The organism is Streptomyces sp. bgisy130, assembly GCF_057708345.1.
Genome location: NZ_JBYISA010000014.1, coordinates 109,196 through 128,214 on the forward strand (window position 1 = coordinate 109,196; position 19,019 = coordinate 128,214).

Consider the following 19,019-nt stretch of genomic DNA (forward strand, 5'->3'; position numbering starts at 1 on the left):
CATATTCCGGATATGCGCGTCGGGCGCCGAATAGCGCACGCATTGTTCGGTCACCTGGCCACAGCGCACGATCGTGTCGATGCTGGGCTGCCCCGGCGGATATTCCAGCGGCGTTTCAAAGAACGCGTTTCAAAGAAAAACCGAGTGCCGTGCTTTCAGGAATTGTCATTGCCAGGACTCCCGCTTCCCGGGGCCCTCACCGGTAAGGAACCGGGTCAGCGCATAGCCGCCGTGGAGCTTGCTGCCGTCGAGCCAGAAGGAGACATGGCCGTCCTCCAGTGCCGCCTCAACGTGCCGCCCAGTGGCTGCCGCCCGCAGAATGACAGGGGACCCATGTGTACCCGGCCGTACACCGGTTAGGCGGACAAGGCACCACGGTGTGCCCGCGCCGGCCGTCGGCCCGCACCGGACGGTGGCCCTGTTCGGCCCGGCGCTCCCGCACCACCCTCGACCGCAGGAGTCCACGTGAAGCGACGTCGCCCTCGGATCGTGATCGTCGGAGCCGGCTTCGCCGGTTACGAATGTGCCCGCACGCTCTCCCGGCAGGCCAAGGGGGCCGCCGAGATCGTGCTCATCAACCCCCATGACTACTTTCTGTATGTGCCACTGCTGCCGGAGGTGGCGGCCGGAATCCTGGAGCCCCGCCGGATCTCGGTCTCGCTCACCGGGACCCTGCCGGGCGTCCGGCTCGTCCTCGGCGAGGTCCATGACCTGGACTTCGATGCCCGCCGGGTGGCCTACACCGACCCCGAGGACCGGGATGGCTCGCTGACCTACGACCGGCTGGTGCTGACCGTCGGCAGCGTCAACAAACTGTTGCCCATCCCGGGCGTCGCCGAGCACGCCCACGGCTTCCGCGGGATGCCCGAGGCGTTGTACTTGCGCGATCACATCACCCGGCAGATGGAGCTGGCCGCCGCGGCCGAGGACCCCGCCGAGCGGGCCGCCAGGACCACCTTCGTCGTGGTGGGCGCCGGCTACACCGGGACCGAAGTCACCGCCCAGGGTGTGCGGTTCACCGACTCCCTGGTCCGGCAGAACACCGGCCTGCGGGACGGCCCGCGCCCCCGCTGGTTGCTGCTGGACCTCGCCGACCGGCTGCTGCCCGAGCTCGACGAGCGGCTGTCCCGCACCGCCGACCGGGTCCTGCGCGCCCGCGGCGTCGAGGTCCGCACCCGCACCTCCGTCAAGGAGGCGACCCCGGACGGGGTCCTGCTCGACGACGGCGAGTTCGTCAGCAGCCGCTCCCTGATCTGGTGTGTGGGCGTACGGCCGGACCCCCTGGTCGAGTCCTGCGGGCTGCCCACCGACAAGGGGCGGCTGTGCGTCGACGAGTTCCTGGGAGTGCCCGGCCGGCCGGAGGTGTTCGCGTGTGGTGACGCCGCGGCCGTACCCGACCTGACCCGCCCCGGCGAGACCACGCCGATGACCGCCCAGCACGCCCAGCGGCAGGGCAAGGTCGCGGCGCACAACGTGGCGGCGTCCTGCGGGCAAGGCACCCCGCGGGCCTACGAGCACCGTGACCTGGGCTTCATGGTGGACCTGGGCGGCATCCAGGCCGCCGCGAACCCGCTGCACGTCCCGCTGTCCGGCCCGCTCGCGGGGGTGGTCACCCGCGGCTACCACCTCCTGGCGATGCCGGGCAACCGCATCCGGGTGGCCACCGACTGGCTGCTGGACGCGGTGCTGCCGCGGCAGGCCGTCCAGCTGGGACTGGTCCGCTCCTGGTCGGTGCCGCTGGACACCGAAACCCCCGAAGTGGCCCGGGTGGGCCGCACCTCCTGAGAGCCGGGCCGGCCGGCCCTCCCCGGATGCCGGATACGGAGGGTTCTGCTTGGCTGGCCGGTGCATCATCCGTGCGGCGTGTACGGGCGGTGTCCGCGAGCCGTCGACCACAGGATTCCGGAGGCGAGAGATGGACCAGCGGTGTCCGGGAATCGGCGGTGCATGCGCTGATGATGGCGGCCCGCTATTTGGCCGGCATCGGACTCGGGCTCACCGTGTGTGTGGCGCTGCCGTACGCCGAGGAGATGACCCGGTGCCTCAAGGCCGCCCGGCGTCGCGGGACACGGTGAGCGGGCAGCTCACGGCCCGCGCCGGACAGGGCGGCCCGCAGACACTGCCGCCGCTCCGTATCGTCGCGCCCGAGATCGAGGGCCCCGAGGACGTGGTGGCCGATGCCGACGGCACCCTCTTCGCGGGCGCCGCGGACGGTGCGATCTGGCGGCTGCGCCTCTCGGCGCCGGGCGCGGCGGAGGAGGCAACGGCCGTGGCACACACGGGTGGCAGACCGCTCGGCCTGCAACCGCTCCCCGGCGGTGAGCTGCTGGTCTGTGACGCCCGGCGCGGTCTGCTGTGTGTCGACCCACGGCACGGAACCGTCCGGGTGCTCGCCGACGAGGTGGCCGGCGCGCCCCTGCGGTTCGCCAGCAATGTCACCACCGCGGCGGACGGCACGGTCTACTTCACCGTCTCCAGCCGTCGCTACGGCCTCGACGAGTGGCTGGGCGACTTCCTGGAGCACACCGGAACCGGACAGCTGCTGCGTCTGCGGCCCGGCGGCTCCCCCGAAGTCCTGCTGGACGGGCTCCAGTTCGCCAATGGCGTGGCCCTGGCCCCGGACGAGTCCTTCCTGGTGGTGGCAGAGACCGGGGCCTGCCGCCTCAGCCGCTATTGGCTCAGCGGCCCCCGGGCCGGCACCGCCGACACCCTGGCCGATGGGCTGCCCGGCTACCCCGACAACATCTCCCCCGGTCCCGACGGCGCGTTCTGGGTGGCCCTGGCACGACCGCGGTCAGCCGGTGTGGCGTTGCTGCACGGCATGCCGCGCGGGGCGCGGCGGACGGCCTGGGAGGTGATGAAGCGGCTGCGGCTCTCGCTGCCTCCGCACCCGACGGCGCGGGTGCTGGCGGTCCGCCCCGACGGCGGCCCGGCCTGGGACCTGCGCGCCGTGCGGTCTCCGTACCGGATGGTTACCAGTGTCTGCCGGACGGCGCATCTCCTGGCCCTGGGCAGCGTCGCGGAACGCGGTATCGCCGTCTGCGCGTTGCCCGGCCCGGACGGCGCGTCCCCCGCGCGCTGACCCGCCGGACGCACGGCGCCCGCGTGCACGAACCGTACTGTGCCGTGCCGTCCCGTGCGGCTACACCACCCGTTCCGCCTCGGCTTCCTCCTCCTCGGGGAGCCGCACATCGCTGACCGCGACATTGACCTCCACGACTTCGAGGCCGGTCATCCGCTCCACCGCGGAGATCACGTTCTCCCGCACCGCCTGTCCCACATCGGGGATGACCTCGCCGTACTCGACGACGATGTCGAGGTCCACCGCCGCCTGTTTCTCGCCGACTTCGACCTTGACACCGTGCGTGGTGGTCGTGCCGCCCCCGGGTACGCGTTTGCGCAGCGCTCCCACCGACCGCGAGAGCCCGCTGCCCAGGGCATGGACTCCGGCCACATCACCGGCCGCCAGATAGGCGATCTTCGCGACCACACCATCGGCGATCGTCGTCCGCCCCAGGCTCCCGGTGTTCCGCGACCCGCGCTCTGCGAACTCGGTCATTGCGCATCACCCCAGTACTCCATCGAGGGGAAGTCTTCGGCCCTCACTTCACGCTATGGCCGTTCGGGTGACGCTGCCTCCCGAAAACGGCCGCGAGCCCCACAGCCCGACACCTTCCTCATTTGCCGATACAGCAACGAAGCTTGTCATTTTCGCCGCCTCGGGCGGACCATCCCGGCAAGGGCGGCAGGCCACGGAAACGGCGCTACCGCACCTCACCGAGGAGCACGGACCGAGGAGGACTCTCATGGCCCATGACGTCACCGTCCCGGACGAGGAGTACTGGGACGCCCGCTACGCGCAGAGCGGCCGGAGTTGGAGCGGCCGCCCCAACTCCGCCCTGATGCGGGAGACCGGCGAGCTCGCCCCGGGCAGCGCACTGGACCTGGGGTGCGGGGAAGGCGCAGACGCGATCTGGCTCGCCGAGCGGGGATGGCAGGTCACCGCCGTCGACATCTCCGGGATCGCCCTCGGCCGGGCGGCCGGGCACGCGGCGGAAGCCGGAGTCACCGACCGCATCACCTGGCAACAGCACGACCTCAGCGCGACGTTCCCGGCGGGCACCTTCGATCTCGTCACCGCCCAGTTCCTGCACTCCCCCAGCGACGCCATGCCGCGCGAGGACATCCTGCGGAAGGCCGCCCGCGCGGTCGCACCCGGCGGCGTGCTGCTCATCGTGGGCCATGCGGGACTGCCCGCCTGGGAGCCCGACTGCGAGGTGCACCTGCCCACTCCGGAGGAAGTCATCGCGGGCCTCGGGCTCGCGGACGGCCGGTGGGATCTGCTGCGCTGCGAGGAACACCCGAGCTTCCGGACCGGCCACGACGGAAAGCCGGACCCCCGCACCGACAACACCGTGAAGCTCCGCCGCCGGACCGCCTGACCCTGCCGCACCGACCCCGGCGAGCGGTCCCCACCCCATCGGATTGCGCCAAGTCCCGTACGGAGAAGGGGTGTTGACTGCCGCCGGGGCCCCGGCCCCGCGATAAGGTCCTGGCGCCGGTCCCGCCCCGGGCCTGCCGGGACCGGGGGCGGCGGGGGCTTGCGGCCGCCAAGGACATCTGTCAAAAGGGTGCCGCTCCCGGTGGCAGATCCGTATCGTCTGCTCGCGCCGGAGCCTTCTCGCCCCGGGATCTCCTCGCGGGATCCCCCCCCGGGCGCCCGTGCCATGGATGGCAGTGCCAGCAGCTAGGGAGCAATGGTGACACCCCTGATCGTACCCGTCATGATCACATTCGGGATATTCCTGCTCGCCATGGTGACCGTGGGCATCTGGACGTATCAGGACACCGTAACCTTCTCCGACTTCGCTCTGGGCGGGCGCCGGTTGAGCGCACCGCTGGCGGCGCTGTCCGCGGGCGCGAGTGACATGTCCGGCTGGCTGTTCCTGGGACTGCCCGGCGCGGTGTACGCGGCCGGGATCGGGGCCTCCTGGATCGCCGTCGGCCTGGCCATCGGCACCTACCTCAACTGGCTGCTGGTCGCGCCGCGGCTGCGCACGTACACCGAGCTGGCCGGCGACGCGAAGACGCTCTCGGCGTATCTGGAGGAACGGTTCGAGGACGGCAGCAGAATGCTGCGCCTGGTCTCGGCGACCGTCACCGTGGTGTTCTTCACCGTCTACGTCGCGAGCGGACTCCTGGCCGGGGGCGTGCTGTTCGAGGGCATCTTCGGCGGCGGCTTCGAGTTCGCGCTCACCGTCTTCGCCGTGGTGATCGTCGTCTACACCGTCCTCGGCGGCTTCCGGGCGGTGAGTGTGACGCACTCGATCCAGGCCACGGTGATGTTCTGCGCGGCGGTGGCACTCCCCGCGATCGGCATCGCGGCGCTGGGCGGCTTCGGCGCGCTGCGCGGAGCGCTCACCCGCGAGAGCCCCGCCCTGCTGGACATGGGGGCGAAGGCCGGCTTCGACGGCAGCCGGTGGACGTCCGGTGGACCGCTCGGTGCGGTGGCGGTCATCTCCCTGCTCGCCTGGGGGCTGGGCTACTTCGGCCAGCCGCACATCCTGGCCCGCTTCATGAGCATCCGCAGCACCAGCGAGATACCCCGGGCCCGCCGGATCGGCACGGGCTGGGTGGTCGTCTGTCTGGCGGGCGCCTCGCTCGTGGGACTGGTGGGAATCGCCGCGCTCGACCAGACGCCGGACAACCCGGAGACCGTCTTTATCGCGCTCTGCGCCCAGTTGGTCAATCCCTGGGTCGCCGGCATCCTGCTGGTCGGTGTGCTGGCCGCGATCAAGTCCACCGCGGACAGCCAGCTGCTGGTCTCCGCGATGGCCCTCACCGAGGACTTCTACCGGGCGTTCGTCAAGCGGCAGGCGTCGGACGCGTCCATGGTGCTGGCGGCCCGCGCGACGGTGGTCGTGGTCGCCCTGGTGGCCTACGTCATCGCGCTCAGCGGCGGCGCGGTGCTGGACATCGTCGCGTATGCCTGGGCGGGCTTCGGTGCGGCCTTCGGCCCGGTGATCCTGCTGTCGCTCTACTGGCCGCGGATGACCCGGGCCGGGGCGATGGCCGGGATCGTGGCGGGGGCGGCCACCGTCGTCCTGTGGAAGCACATCGACCCGCTCCTCGGGCCGCTCCAATCCGGCATCTACGAGATGGTGCCGGGGGTCCTCGCGGCCACCGCGGCGGCGCTGCTCTTCGGCAAGTTCGTCGGCCGCCCGCCGCGCCGCACCTGGTCGGGCTCCATGGAGCGGAGGCACGCCACGACGGTTCCGGTCGGCTGAGGTCGCTCCCCTTCCCCCCTCCCCGCCACCTGGGCCCGTCCCCCGAACAGGACCACTTCAATGCGTGCCGAACTCTTCACCACAAGTAAGTGAACTGTCCGCATAGCGGGCGTTCACGTCGTACGCAAACACCTCCCCCCACACTCGTCAGGCTCACCGAACGTCACCACCAATGAACAGGCACGACAAATGAGTCGGACAAACACCCGGTCGCCCCAGCACTCCCCGGAGGCCGGGCAGAACTCCGAGTCCGTGTTGTCGCACGGCCTCAAGCAGCGCCATCTGTCGATGATCGCCCTCGGCGGGGTCATCGGAGCGGGGCTCTTCGTAGGCTCCGGGGTCGGCATCGCCGCGGCCGGACCGGCCATCGTCCTCCTCTTCATGGGTACCGGCGCGCTGGTCATGCTGATCATGCGGATGCTCGGCGAGATGTCCGCGGCCCGGCCCTCCACCGGCTCGTTCTCGGTGCATGCCGAAGAAGAGATCGGCTCCTGGGCGGGGACCACCTCGGGCTGGATGTACTGGCTGATGCTCTGCGCCGGGGTGGCCGCCGAGGCCACCGCGGCGGGCACGATCATGCACACCTGGGTGTCGTTCATCCCCGCCTACGGCTGGGTCGCGATCTTCATGGTGTTCTTCTGCGCCAGCAATCTGACCGCGGTCAAGAACTTCGGCGAGTTCGAGTTCTGGTTCTCGGCGATCAAGGTCGCCACCATCGTCGCGTTTCTGGTGCTGGGCGTGCTCGGCATTCTCGGGGTGTTCGGCGACGCCCCCGGCACGCACCATCTCACCGGCCACGGCGGCTTCTTCCCGACCGGTGTCGCCGGACTCGCCGCCGGACTGCTGACCACCATTTCCGGGTTCGCCGGTCTGGAGACCGTCACCATCGCGGCGGCCGAGTCCGACAACCCGAGCCGGAACGTGGCCCGCGCCGTCCGCACCGCCGTCTGGCGCATCGCCGTCTTCTACATCGGCTCCATGGCCGTGGTCGTCACCCTGGTGCCGTGGAACGACCCGAAGGTCGCCAAGGACGGCCCGTACGTCACCGTGCTCGACACGCTGGGAATCCCGGCGGCCGGCACGATCATGCAGATCGTGGTGCTGGTGGCGCTGCTCTCCGCGATGAACGCCAACATCTACGGCTCGTCGCGGATGGCCTACTCGCTCGTCAGCCGGGGACAGGGCCCGCGCTTCCTGAGCAAGGTCACCAGGGGCGTGCCGGCGGCGGCGGTGCTGGCGTCCTGTGTGTTCGGCTTCGCGGCCGTGATCGCCGGGATCATCTGGCCGACCACCGTGTTCGCCTGGCTGCTGAACATCGCCGGCTGCTCGGTGCTGGTCGTCTGGTCCATCGTCTGCCTCACCCAGCTGAAGATGCGCCGCCGTCTGGAGCGCGAGGCGCCCGAGCTGCTCTCGGTGCGGATGTGGGCCTTCCCCTATCTGACCTGGCTCACCTTCGCCGCCATCATCGGTGTCTTCGCCGTCATGGCCGCCAGCCCGGACGGCCGTCAGCAGCTCATCGGCACGGCCGTCGTGGTGGCGGCGCTGGCCGGCGCCGGACACCTCAAGCAGCGCCGCGATCAACGGGCCGCCGCCGACAGCTGAGCCGCACAGCGCTGAGGGGTCTACGGGACAGCCCTCAGCCGAGCACGGCACCTCGACGCGGGGCGATCAGCCGCCGTCGCCCCGCCAGATGTTGTCGAAGGCCGCCTTCTCGATGGCGCGGCGCTGCCGCTCCGCCGCCAGTTCCGTGACCGCGTCGTGGACGGCGGCGAGCACGGTGGACACCTCGTCATCGACCTCGGCCGGCTCGCCCCCGGTGTCCGTGCCGTCGATCCCGGCGGCCGTCACGAGTGCGGTGAGGACGGCCTCCCGTGAGGTCCAGCGGTCCGCCGCCCGGCGGTGAGCGGGCGAATCGGCGAGCACCGTCTGCCCGGCCCCGAAGGGCCGCCAGCGACGGTGTTCCCGGGTGAGCTCCCCGTCGTCCTCCAGGGCGCTCAGATAGGCGGCCGCCAGGCCGTGCCCCCGGCGCCACAGCCAGTCGTCGACCGACTCGTACGGCGACTGCTGGACGAGCGATGACGCCGCCTGGTCCAACAGGCGGTCCGGGATGGCCGGCCGGTAACCGGGCACGATCCGCTCACCGTCCAGTCGGACGGCCTCGGCGCTCAGCAGATCGATCAGTTCGGCCCCCGCGAGCGCGAGGGACAGGTCGCCCCGCTCCAGAGCGCCACCGGACTCCGCGTCCATGGCAACGATCATCAGGTCCCGCGGTGTGGTCATGGAGGGCTCCCTGGATCGGTCTCCGGTCCCATGGTCGCGCGTCGGACGGCGGCTCGCCCGCCGACCGCCCCGGACCGCCACGGTCACGCCCCCGGCGGGTTGTCCGGACCTGTCCGAAATCCCGTAATGAATGAGCAAAGCCGCTGCTAATGTCCTCAGTTCATCTACTTTCGAGGACTGTGCATGACCGTGCCCACTCCGTCCGACGGCCCGCAGCCCGGTGACCGGATACCGGATGACCACAACCCGTGGAGACCGCCGCCGCCCGGCGCTACGCCCCCGCCCCGCTGGGAGCCGTACCCGATGGCGCCCCTGCCGGCGCCGCAGTCCCGTAACGGCATGGGCATCACGGCCCTGGTGCTCGGCATCGTCGGTCTCGTCCTCGGCCTGCTCATCATCCTGTTCTGGATGTCCTGGCTGCCGGCCCTGCTGGCCGTGGTCTTCGGCTCCGTCGGGCTGAGCCACGCACGCCGCGGCCGGGCGACGAACCGGGGCATGGCGCTGGCCGGGGTGATCCTGGGTGTGGTCGGTCTGCTGGCCGCAGCCGGCGGCGCCGTTCTCACCGTCACCGCGGTGAAGAAGGTCACCGACGACGCACGCGCCAAGGTCAAGGAGGTGAGGGCCTCCGCCTCCGCGTCGGAAAAGGCCCGCCACCTGTCCTTCGGCGAGTCCTACACCTTCGAGAACGGACTCAGGGTCACGGTCGCCGAGCCGAAGCCGTACACCCCCGACGACTACGTCCTCGGTCACGCCAAGGGCAACAAGGCCGTCCAGGTCATCGTGAAGGTGCGCAACACCGGCACCGAGCGGGTCAAGGTGGACACCGGCCTCCCCGAAGTCAGCGACGCCGACGGAGCGTCGGCGGAGCTGCTGATCGACGGCAGCGGACGCCAGAAGGTCATCACCGGCTACGTCCTCCCCGGCAAGGAGGCCATCGGCAAGTACGCCTTCTCCCTGCCGCCCGACGCCGCCGACAAGATCGAGGTCGAGTTCAGCCCCGACGCCATGGAGTGGAAGGACGCTTACTGGAGCGGGCCCACCGGCTGATCGGACGCCGCCACCACCTGCTTGCCCACCACGCCGCCGCGCTCGAATGCCTGGTGCGCCGAGGCGATATCCGTCAGCGGATACACGCTGTCGATGGCGGGGCGCAGCCGAGAGGGCGATGGTGGCCATCCGGCCCTCGCGGGTCAGCCGTCGCCGGTAGGCGTTCAGGTCCGAGCCGACGGCGTCCAGGATGGCGTCGAAGGGGCCGAGCCGGTCCGGCGTGGTGGTGCCGTAGTCGAAGACCTCGTCGGCTCCCAGCGCGCGCAGCGCGTCGGCGTGGCGGTCGCGGCACAGCGGCTGCGCCGACGGCGTGCCGCTTGAGCGGCTGCACCGCCGAACTGCTGGTCCGTGGCTGCGACTCCGAGCCCGGCGACGAGGACGACGGCACCGCGCGACGCGCCATGAGTCGGGGACGGCCCCCCGACCTGGGTAATCGCAGGTCAAGAGGCCGTCCCCGGCCTCACGTTCACCCGATTCGGGCGATCCCCCGCGTCGCCCGAATCGGGCAGCTTGACCGGATCCGTTCCAGGGGCGGGAATCCGGAGTCATACTGAGTGTGTTGGCCCCCAGCCAGTCAACGCAGGAGTTACAGGATGTCCCCCCGCAGCGCATCGGTCAATGAAGAATTGCGGCGGCGCTCCCGTGAGCGGCTGCTCCAGGCGACGGTCGAGCTGGTGGACGAGCACGGCTATGAGGCGACGCGGCTCGCGGACATCGCCCGGCGGGCGGGGGTCGCGCGGGGGCTGGTCTCCTACTACTTCCCCGGCAAGCGGCAGTTGCTCCAGTCCGCCGTGCACCGGCTGATGCATCGCACGCTACAGGCCGCGCTGGAGCGTGCCCCGCGGCCGAGCGGACCGGACGCGGGGCAGGAGCTGATGGCGCGGGCGATCGACGCGATCCTGGGGCTGGCGCATGATCACCCACTGCTGATGCGGACGCATATGGCGGGGATCCTGACGGCCGAGGGGTTCATCCAGTGCCCCGAGCAGCAACGGCTGGCGCAGTTGCTGCGGGAGACGGTGGTGGCGTACGGCTCGTCCGATCCCGACGCCGACTATCCGTTGTTGCGGGCGCTGTTGATGGGGTCGGTGGTGGCGATGCTGCTGCCGGGAGCGGCCATGCCGCGGGCGCGGCTGCGTACCGAGCTGTTCCAGCGGTACGGGCTGGCGTGGGAGCGGGGGGTCCCGCCGGACTAGGGGGCGCCCGGCGGGACGCGGACACCGGGACCGGTGCGGGGCGGTCAGCGGTAGTCGGGCTGGGTCTGGGCGTTGAGTTCCCGGAGCCGTACGGAATTGGCGCTGTCCGTGCGCCGGTCGTCGAGGGCGAGGATGTCGAAGCCCTTGGCGATGTCGTTGGAGTAGACGTGACCGTTGTAGTAGTACGCGGACCAGGCACCGCCGGTGACCAGTGAGTCCGTGGAGAGCGGACCGCGTTCGAAGTAGCCGATCTCCTTCGGGTGCGCGGAGTCGGTGAAGTCCCAGACGGAGACGCCGCCCTGATACCACGCCTGAACCATGAGGTCGCGGTTCCTGGCCGGGATCAGCGAACCGTTGTGGGCGACGCAGTTCTCGGTGTCGGCCTGGTGGCGCGGGATCTTGTAATAGCTCTTGAAGACGAGCTTGCGGTGGCTGCCCTTGCCGGTGATGTCGTAGATCCCGTCGGCACCGCGGTCCGGCCCGGTCTTCTCGTTGCAGGTGGCCGCCACACCACCGCCCAGCTCGTCGGTGAACACCACCTTGTTCCCTCGTTCGTTGAAGGTGGCCGAGTGCCAGAAGGCGAAGTTGACGTTGTCCTGGACCCGGTCGATGACCTTGGGCGCGGCCGGGTCCGACAGATCCATGAGGATGCCGTCGCCCATGCAGGCGCCCGCGGCCAGCTTCAGCTTCGGGAAGGTGGTGATGTCATGACAGCCGGTGGTCTGCGAAACCCCCGGGTTGGTGGGACCGCCGGGGTTGCCGCCGTCCGGGAAGAGGACGGGGAAGTCGATGACGGCGGCCTTCTCGGGTGCGGCCCGCGGGACCTTGACGACGGAGATGCCGTCGTGCGGCGGCCGGCAGTCGGGGAAGGCCGCGCTGGGGGCGTACGACGAGACATAGACGTAGACGTTGCGGCCCTCGGGGAGCAGCGTGTGGGTGTGCGAGCCGCATGCGGTCTCGACGGCGGCGACGTAGCGGGGGTGTTTCTTGTCGCTGATGTCGAAGACCTTGATGCCTTCCCAGGAGGACTTCTCCGTCGCGGGCTGGGTGGTGCTCGCGCAGGAGTTGTCGCTGCGTGAGGAGTCCGTGGACAGGAAGAGCAGATTCCCGGAGACCGAGATGTCGTTCTGCGATCCGGGACAGAGCACCTGGCTGACGGTCCTGGGGGCCGCGGGCCGGGAGATGTCGTAGATCACGAAACCGTCGTAGTTGCCGGCGAACGCGTACTTCCCCTGGAAGGCGAGGTCCGAGTTGGTGCCCTGGAGCGCCTGCTTGGGGAGGTTCGCCAACGGGCGGACGTTGTCGCTGTGCACGACCTCGTCCACGCCGGGGATCTCGCCGTTCCTGATCGCGGCCCGGGTATCCGCCTTCTGATTGCTACTCATTTCCCGGGCGGCGGAGGGGTGATCGCCGGGGTCGGGGGTCGCGGCCGCCGGTCCGGCCACGAGGAGGGCGGCCGCGAGCCCGAGGGCCGCGGTCATCGCTCCGAGGGATCTGCGCCGCACGCGGGGTCTGTGCAACGACGTCACGAGGACCTCCCTGAAGTCCGTTCCGAGGTGAACGGTTCTCGGCCCCGAGTATCGCGCTCCTCATGTACATATCAATAGGAGCGGATGAAGATGTCACACCCGGCACCCGCGGAAGCGGGCGGACGACGGCCGGGCGGCTCCCATGGAGGGTCCGGCGGACAGGAGGGTGTGCGGTGAAGCGTCCCAGGAGAGCGAGCGTCCTCTTCGCGGCCGGCTGGGGGCCGGTGCTGGCCCTCTCCCTTGCGCTGAGCGGCTGTTCGGCCGAGGACGACGCCCAGGCGAGCGCTGCGGGCGGACCGAAGGTGCTGGCGCCGGGCAGGCCGGGAGAAACGGCCAGGACCCTCACCGCCGACGAGGCGAAGAAGGCGCGCCACGACGACTCCCCCAACTCCGCCGACCTCGCCTACGTCCAGATGATGATCCCGCACCACCAGCAGGCGCTGGTGATGACGGACCTGGCGAAGCGGTATGCCGACAGCGGGCGGACCGGACGGCTGGCGGGGCGGATCGCCGCGGCCCAGGAGCCCGAAATCGGCGCCATGCAGGGCTGGTTGAGCAGTCATGGCGGGGACCACGCAGCGGGCGGCGGCCATTCGCACCACGACGGGAAGATGCCCGGGATGGCGACCGCCGCCCAGCTCGACCGGCTGCGGGCGGCGCGCGGCGCACCGTTCGACGCGCTCTTTCTGACGTTGATGATCGCCCACCACCAGGGGGCTGTCTCCATGGCGACGGAGGTGCTCTCGAAGGGCAACAACGCGCTGGTGGAGGAGATGGCGAGCGAGGTCATCGCGCAGCAGGGCGCCGAGATCGGGCGGATGCGGCGGATTCAGGCCGAGTTGACGCCCTGAGACCACGCCGCCAGGGCCTGTCTCCCCGGCCCACGGAGGTCGGGGAGACAGGCCCTAACGCTTGTTGTGACGTGGCGTCAGCAGGCCCTCGTCGCGGGCGCCGGCGATCAGCCGCAGCGACCGCCGGCGGTTGCGGCCGGTGGCGTGCATGACGGCCAGCACCGGATCGCGTCCTTCGCGCTGCGCCTGGCGGTACGCGACCGCGGCGATCTTGCGGCGCTCACCGGCCCGGGTCCGGGCGAGGACGGCCGAGCGGGCCCGCTCGGCCGGTGGGGCGGAGGGGGACGAGGGAGACGACTCCACGGCGTCGGGGGGCGTCGAGGACGCGGCGGGGACGGACGCCTCGGCGGGGGCGGACCGCCCGGAGCCCTGCTCACCCGGCTGCCCGCAGCCCGGCTCTGCGGGAGAGTCGGCCGACGGGGCGGCAGTCGGGTCGGCGGGGTGGCCGATACCGGTCTCCGGCGCCGCCCGGTGCGGTACGCCCTCGTCCTGGCCGCGCCCCGGCGCGCCCGTCGACCCCGCTTCCATCGCCCCCGCCCCCGTCGTGCCCACCCCCGCCGCCTCGCCCGTCGCCCCGCCCGTCTGATGCGTCACCCGCTCCGCCGCCCCTGCCGCTGCCTCCGCCCCGGCCGCCGTCGGCGCTGTTTGCGGCTCGCCCGCCTGCGCCGGTCCGCTCGTGGGCCGGGCGTTCCGGGTCGGCCCGTGCGGCACCGCCGGCCGCGGCCCCCGCAGCGGGTCGGCCGCCGCACCGCGCCCCGGCTCCGGCGGCGGCCCGGCCTGCGGTCCCCCGTCCCGTTCCGGTGCGGCGTCCGCCGGGCCGGCCTGCCGTGGTGTGGGCCGGGCCTTCCGCGGCTGCCCGGTGGCCGCCCGGAAGGCGTCGTCGAGGGGGCCCTCGATCCAGCGGGCGAGGTCGGCGAGGCCGTCGAGGGGCAGCGGCGGGTCGGCCCGTACGTCCTCGACGGTGATGTGGTCGTCGGAGACCGTCACAAGGACATCGACCCGGGCGCCGTCGGCGAAGGTCAGCCGGGCGCTGCACCAGGGGCCCAGCGGATCGAGCCGGGGCAGCGGGCAGCCGGGACCGGCGGAGCCGGCCGGATCGTCGGGGGCGGCGGGGTCGGGAGCGGGCGCGGCGGAGCCGTGCGCCTGGAGCTCCCATGTGGGCCACTCCAAGGGCGCGCCCTGGGCTTCATATCGGTGATTAACGGTATAAAAGTCACTTTCCGACACATTGAAAACCTAGCCCCCCGCTCACCCGGCCCAGTAGCGCGGCACGCTCATCCCACGGGGAGCAACCCCGATAGCGCATCTCCCGCCGCGCGCCCGCCGGTGCGATCCTGGGGGTATTCCGCGGAAGGGGCCACTCGTGCTTCGTGTCGCAGTGATCGGTTCCGGGCCCAGCGGCGTCTACACCGCCCAGTCCCTGATCGAGCAGCAGGCCGTACCGGACCTTGAGGTGTACGTCCTGGACCGCCTGCCCTGCCCGTACGGCCTGGTGCGCTACGGCGTGGCGCCGGACCACGAGAAGATCAAGTCCTTGCAGAACAATCTGCGCACGGTGCTGGAGCATCCCCGGGCGCACTTCGTGGGGAATGTCGAGGTGGGGGCACCGGGGCTGGGCGTCCCGGAGTTGCGGGAGATCTTCGATGCGGTGGTGTTCTGTGTGGGCGCCGCCACCGACCGGCATCTGGGCATCCCCGGCGAGGACCTGCCCGGCAGCCGTCCGGCGACCGAGTTCGTCGCCTGGTACAGCGCGCATCCGGACGCCGCCGCACTCCGCTTCACCCTCGCGGCCAGGTCCGCCCTGGTGATCGGGGTGGGGAATGTGGCGGTGGACGTGGCGCGGATGCTGTCCCGTGGCGCCGCCGAACTCGCCGCGACCGACATGCCGCAGGGACCGCTCAGCGCGCTCGCGGACAGCCGCGTCGAGGACGTCTGGATGGTCGGCAGACGCGGCCCCTCCCAAGCCAAGTTCACCACCAAGGAGCTGCGGGAGCTGGGCTCTCTTCCGGATACGGAGGTACGGGTACGGCCCGAGGAGCTGGCCCTGGACCCGGCCTACCGGGACCCGGGCGCGCTGCCCGCGGTGGCGCGGCGGAATGTCGAGGTGCTGCGGGGCTGGGCGGAGCGCCCGGCGGCCGGCCCGGAGAGCCCGGACGCCGCGCCGGAGCCGTCGCCCGCGCGCCGTCGCCGCCGTATTCATCTGCGGTTCTTCCTGCGGCCTGTCGAGATCCTGGGAGATGCCACCGGCGTCCGGGCGGTGCGGTTCGAGCGGACGGCGCCGGACGGGCACGGCGGGGTCTCGGGTACCGGTGAATTCGAGGAGATCGAGGGGCAGTTGGTGCTGCGTTCGGTCGGCTACCGGGGGACACCGCAGCCCGGTCTGCCGTTCGACGAGACGACGGGGACGGTGCCGCACCAGGCGGGGCGGGTGCTGCGGGACGGCTCACCACTCCCGGGGGTGTATGTGGCGGGCTGGATCAAGCGGGGCCCCACGGGGGTGATCGGCACGAACCGGCCGTGCGCGAAGGAGACCGCGCAGTCGCTGCTGGCGGACGCCCCCGCGCTGGCGGAGCACGCCTCGGCCGGCGATCCGGTGGCGGCGCTGATCCGGGCGGGGCAGCGGCCGGTCACCTGGCCGGGCTGGCTGGCCATCGAAGCCGCCGAGGCGGCGTGGGGTCGCGGACTGGGGCGGGGCACCGTCAAGCTGCCGGACTGGGCAGGGCTGTTGGAGGCGGCGCGCGCGGCGGAACGGATCCGCTGATCCACGGGCCGGAGGCGTCCGCCACTGACGCGCCGTACTGGCCGCCGCCCGTTCACTCCTCCCCGAGGCGGCGCGCCTGAAGCTCGGCTCCCCGGAGGACGTCGTCGATCAGGCCGGGGAAGAGTGCGTCCAGGTCGTCCCGCCGCAGTCCGTTCATCTTGGCCGTGCCCCGGTAGAGCTGCTGGATGACGCCGTGTTCGCGCAGCACCCTGAAGTGATGGGTGCAGGTCGACTTGCTGACCGGGAGTTCGATGTCCGCGCAGTTCAGCTCGCCCTCGGCGGCCGCGAGGGCGCGGACGATCCGCAGGCGCATCGGGTCGGCGAGCGCATGCAGCACCTCGGCGAGCCGGATGTCCTCGCGGGCCGGGTGCTCCAGCGAACGGGAGCCCGACGGGGTGCGCGGGGAGGTGGTATCGGTCGGCATGAGGGCTCCTGATTCTTCTGCGGGGCGCGGTAGGGCCTGGCGCACCGACCCACCCGTTCATTGTACGAGAAGCGTCGTAGTTTGACATCCACCGTAGTACGACGGCTATCGTATGACCGCGGGTTCCGGCCGGTACCCGTTCATCTTCAGGTACAGGAGCCTGCTGTGAGCGCACTGTTCGAGCCCATCACCCTCCGCTCGCTGACCGTCCCGAACCGCCTCTGGATGGCCCCGATGTGCCAGTACTCCGCGGCCCCCGACGGCCCGGCTGCGGGGGTGCCCGGCGACTGGCACTTCCAGCACCTGGCCGCGCGGGCGACGGGCGGAACCGGCCTGATCCTCGCGGAGGCGACCGCGGTGAGCCCCGAGGGGCGCATCACCCCGTACGACCTCGGGCTGTGGAACGACACCCAGACCGAGGCGTTCCGCCGCATCACCGACTTCCTGAAGGCGCAGGGGACCGTGCCGGGAATCCAGCTCGCCCACGCCGGGCGTAAGGCATCCACCGAGCGCCCCTGGGTCGACCGCGGCGCCCCGATCCTCCCTGGTCAGCGGCATGGATGGCAGCCGGTCGCACCGAGCCCGGTGCCGTTCGGCGACGGGTTCGCGACCCCGGCGGAGCTGTCCGTGGCACAGATCCGTGAGCGGGTCGCGCAGTTCGGCGCGGCGGCCCGGCGGGCGCTCGCGGCGGGCTTCCAGGTGGCCGAGGTCCATGGTGCGCACGGCTATCTGATCAATGAGTTCCTCTCTCCCTTCACCAACCGGCGCACCGACGAATACGGCGGCTCGTACGAGAACCGGACGCGCTTCGCGCTGGAGGTCGTGGACGCCGTCCGGGCGGTTTGGCCCGACGAACTGCCGGTCTTCTTCCGGATCTCGGCGACCGACTGGCTCACCGAGGACGAGAGCGACGAGCGCGAGGGCTGGACGGCCGACGACACCGTGCGCTTCGCCCGCGAGCTGCGGGAGCACGGAGTCGACCTGCTGGACACCTCCACCGGCGGCAACGCCCCCGACGCCAAGATCACCCCGGGGCCCGGCTACCAGGTGCCGTTCGCGGAGCGGGTCAGGAAGGAGAGCGGTCTGGCGGTGGGCGCGGTCGGTCTGATCACCGAGGCCCGGCAGGCCGAGAAGATCATCGCGGACGGCCAGGCCGACGCCATACTGCTCGGCCGGGAGCTGCTGCGCTCCCCCAGCTTCGCGCAGCACGCGGCGCGGGAACTGGGTGCGGAGATCGCCATGCCGAAGCAGTACCACCGGGCCGCCTGAGGCCGCCGGACGGACCTGCGGCATCCGCGGCGAAAGCGGGTGCCGCACCGTCCGACCTGCACGGATATCCGCCGGGACGCCATTGTCAGTGGTCGGGTGCAGACTTGCCACTATCTGAGACAACGGCGTCCCGGAGGTGTTCCGGCATGACTGACGTACTACTCGCGGTGGGCACGCGTAAAGGGCTCTTCATCGGCCGTCGGCGGCACGGTGACTGGGAATTGAGCGGTCCCCATTTCCCCGCCCAGGCGGTGTACTCCCTCGGGATCGACACCCGCCGCGCGATCCCCCGGCTGCTGGCCGGCGCCGACAGCGCCCACTGGGGCCCGTCGGTCTTCCACTCCGACGACCTGGGCGAGACCTGGCACGAGCCCGCCCGCCCCGCGATCAAGTATCCACCGGACACCGGGACTTCGCTGGAGCGGGTGTGGCAGCTGCATCCGGCCGGGCCCGCCGCCCCCGATGTGGTCTACGCGGGCACCGAGCCCGGCGGCCTGTTCCGCTCCGAGGACGGCGGCGAGACCTTCGAGCTCGTACGGGCGCTGTGGGACCACCCGAGCCGGGAGCAGTGGGTGCCGGGCGGCGGCGGGCTGGCCGTCCACACCGTGATCACCGACCCGCGGGACGCCGACGCGGTCACCGTCGCCGTCTCGGCGGCCGGGGTCTTCCGTACCCGTGACGGGGGCGCCGGCTGGGCACCGTCCAACAAGGGCGTCAAGGCGGTCTTCCTGCCGGATCAGCATCCGGAGTTCGGCCAGTGCGTCCACAAGATCGCGCAGGACCCGGTCAACCGCGACCGGCTGTATCTACAGAACCACTGGGGCGTCTACCGCAGCGATGACGCGGGCGCGACATGGACGGACACCGGCAGCGGGCTCCCCTCGGACTTCGGCTTCGCGGTGGCCGCGCATCCGCGCACGGGCGATGTCGCCTATCTCTTCCCGATCACCGCCGATATCGACCGGGTGCCGGCCGGACACCGCTGCCGGGTCTACCGCACCGCCGACGCCGGCCGGAGCTGGGAGCCGCTCAGCGCGGGCCTGCCGGAGGAGGACCATTACGGCACGGTGCTCAGGGACGCACTGTCCGTCGACGACAGCGACCCCGCGGGGGTGTATTTCGGCAACCGCAACGGCGAGGTGTACGCCAGCGCGGACGACGGCGACAGCTGGCAGCAGCTCGCCTCCCATCTGCCGGATGTGCTGTGCGTACGGGCGGCTGCCGTTGCCTGAGGGGGGAGCATGGAGGGCGGGGGAGAGCGCCGGAGCACCGGGTAACGGAGCGGTGGGAGAAGACAGTTGGGGGCTCCCGCCGCTCCGGGCGGCCGGGCTCGGGCCATCGGTTGAAGAGGAAGGGGCCGTGGCCAGTAGGGTGA

17 protein-coding genes and 1 pseudogene are annotated in these 19,019 nt (G+C 71.5%); 11 read left to right on the forward strand and 7 right to left on the reverse strand.

Going from position 1 to position 19,019, the window contains the following annotated elements; all coding sequences use genetic code 11:
* Positions 1–123 (reverse strand): annotated as a pseudogene (locus AC3EUV_RS20160) (cysteine hydrolase); the annotation flags it as partial.
* Between the two features lie 366 nt (positions 124–489).
* On the opposite strand from AC3EUV_RS20160, the gene AC3EUV_RS20165 reads away from it, so the two are divergent.
* Complete coding sequence (locus AC3EUV_RS20165) at positions 490–1,785, forward strand: NAD(P)/FAD-dependent oxidoreductase (RefSeq protein ID WP_432142982.1); 1,296 nt, start codon at positions 490–492, stop codon at positions 1,783–1,785.
* A 253-nt stretch (positions 1,786–2,038) separates the two neighbouring features.
* Positions 2,039–3,082, forward strand: coding sequence for an SMP-30/gluconolactonase/LRE family protein (locus AC3EUV_RS20170; protein WP_435603499.1), 1,044 nt, complete (start codon positions 2,039–2,041; stop codon positions 3,080–3,082).
* Between the two features lie 60 nt (positions 3,083–3,142).
* Here the strand turns inward: AC3EUV_RS20170 and AC3EUV_RS20175 are convergent, their stop codons facing one another.
* The gene (locus AC3EUV_RS20175; protein ID WP_387236604.1) at positions 3,143–3,559 is read right to left on the reverse strand and encodes an Asp23/Gls24 family envelope stress response protein; all 417 of its coding nucleotides are present in this window, start codon (positions 3,557–3,559) and stop codon (positions 3,143–3,145) included.
* A 247-nt stretch (positions 3,560–3,806) separates the two neighbouring features.
* On the opposite strand from AC3EUV_RS20175, the gene AC3EUV_RS20180 reads away from it, so the two are divergent.
* The 3 genes from AC3EUV_RS20180 (at position 3,807) to AC3EUV_RS20190 (ending at position 7,889) form a co-directional block, all read left to right on the forward strand.
* Positions 3,807–4,442, forward strand: a complete 636-nt coding sequence (locus AC3EUV_RS20180) for a class I SAM-dependent methyltransferase (RefSeq protein WP_435603500.1) — start codon at positions 3,807–3,809, stop codon at positions 4,440–4,442.
* A 342-nt stretch (positions 4,443–4,784) separates the two neighbouring features.
* Complete coding sequence (putP, locus tag AC3EUV_RS20185; protein WP_432142900.1) at positions 4,785–6,287, forward strand: sodium/proline symporter PutP; 1,503 nt, start codon at positions 4,785–4,787, stop codon at positions 6,285–6,287.
* 189 nt (positions 6,288–6,476) lie between these two features.
* Positions 6,477–7,889, forward strand: coding sequence for an amino acid permease (locus AC3EUV_RS20190; protein WP_432142899.1), 1,413 nt, complete (start codon positions 6,477–6,479; stop codon positions 7,887–7,889).
* Between the two features lie 66 nt (positions 7,890–7,955).
* On the opposite strand, the gene AC3EUV_RS20195 is transcribed toward AC3EUV_RS20190, so the two are convergent.
* Positions 7,956–8,567, reverse strand: coding sequence for a GOLPH3/VPS74 family protein (locus AC3EUV_RS20195; RefSeq protein WP_435603501.1), 612 nt, complete (start codon positions 8,565–8,567; stop codon positions 7,956–7,958).
* A gap of 183 nt (positions 8,568–8,750) precedes the next feature.
* Between AC3EUV_RS20195 and AC3EUV_RS20200 the strand changes: the two genes are divergently transcribed.
* Entirely contained in the window at positions 8,751–9,614 is an 864-nt protein-coding gene (locus AC3EUV_RS20200; protein ID WP_435603502.1) for a DUF4190 domain-containing protein, read from the forward strand.
* On the opposite strand, the gene AC3EUV_RS20205 is transcribed toward AC3EUV_RS20200, so the two are convergent.
* Positions 9,590–9,700: a hypothetical protein gene (locus AC3EUV_RS20205; protein ID WP_435603503.1), complete on the reverse strand. Its 111-nt coding sequence runs from the start codon at positions 9,698–9,700 to the stop codon at positions 9,590–9,592. The two genes, AC3EUV_RS20200 and AC3EUV_RS20205, sit on opposite strands and share 25 nt — an antisense overlap.
* Positions 9,701–10,207: 507 nt before the next feature.
* Here AC3EUV_RS20205 and AC3EUV_RS20210 point away from each other — a divergent pair.
* Positions 10,208–10,810 (forward strand): TetR/AcrR family transcriptional regulator, encoded by a 603-nt coding sequence (locus tag AC3EUV_RS20210; protein ID WP_432142896.1) that lies wholly within the window; start codon positions 10,208–10,210, stop codon positions 10,808–10,810.
* A 44-nt stretch (positions 10,811–10,854) separates the two neighbouring features.
* On the opposite strand, the gene AC3EUV_RS20215 is transcribed toward AC3EUV_RS20210, so the two are convergent.
* On the reverse strand, positions 10,855–12,339 hold the full coding sequence (locus AC3EUV_RS20215) for an LVIVD repeat-containing protein (RefSeq protein ID WP_435603504.1): 1,485 nt from the start codon (positions 12,337–12,339) through the stop codon (positions 10,855–10,857).
* A gap of 173 nt (positions 12,340–12,512) precedes the next feature.
* Between AC3EUV_RS20215 and AC3EUV_RS20220 the strand changes: the two genes are divergently transcribed.
* Complete coding sequence (locus AC3EUV_RS20220; RefSeq protein WP_432142894.1) at positions 12,513–13,190, forward strand: DUF305 domain-containing protein; 678 nt, start codon at positions 12,513–12,515, stop codon at positions 13,188–13,190.
* A 54-nt stretch (positions 13,191–13,244) separates the two neighbouring features.
* On the opposite strand, the gene AC3EUV_RS20225 is transcribed toward AC3EUV_RS20220, so the two are convergent.
* The gene (locus tag AC3EUV_RS20225; protein ID WP_435603505.1) at positions 13,245–14,360 is read right to left on the reverse strand and encodes a DUF6214 family protein; all 1,116 of its coding nucleotides are present in this window, start codon (positions 14,358–14,360) and stop codon (positions 13,245–13,247) included.
* A gap of 193 nt (positions 14,361–14,553) precedes the next feature.
* On the opposite strand from AC3EUV_RS20225, the gene AC3EUV_RS20230 reads away from it, so the two are divergent.
* Positions 14,554–15,951: an FAD-dependent oxidoreductase gene (locus AC3EUV_RS20230; protein WP_435603506.1), complete on the forward strand. Its 1,398-nt coding sequence runs from the start codon at positions 14,554–14,556 to the stop codon at positions 15,949–15,951.
* Positions 15,952–16,003: 52 nt separating this feature from the next.
* On the opposite strand, the gene AC3EUV_RS20235 is transcribed toward AC3EUV_RS20230, so the two are convergent.
* The gene (locus AC3EUV_RS20235) at positions 16,004–16,375 is read right to left on the reverse strand and encodes an ArsR/SmtB family transcription factor (protein ID WP_432142891.1); all 372 of its coding nucleotides are present in this window, start codon (positions 16,373–16,375) and stop codon (positions 16,004–16,006) included.
* A gap of 165 nt (positions 16,376–16,540) precedes the next feature.
* Here AC3EUV_RS20235 and AC3EUV_RS20240 point away from each other — a divergent pair, with 165 nt between their 5' ends.
* Together AC3EUV_RS20240 and AC3EUV_RS20245 are read left to right on the forward strand one after the other, a co-directional pair.
* Positions 16,541–17,644, forward strand: coding sequence for an NADH:flavin oxidoreductase/NADH oxidase (locus AC3EUV_RS20240; RefSeq protein WP_432142890.1), 1,104 nt, complete (start codon positions 16,541–16,543; stop codon positions 17,642–17,644).
* 146 nt (positions 17,645–17,790) lie between these two features.
* Positions 17,791–18,876 (forward strand): WD40/YVTN/BNR-like repeat-containing protein, encoded by a 1,086-nt coding sequence (locus AC3EUV_RS20245; RefSeq protein ID WP_432142889.1) that lies wholly within the window; start codon positions 17,791–17,793, stop codon positions 18,874–18,876.
* Positions 18,877–19,019 lie beyond the last annotated feature (143 nt).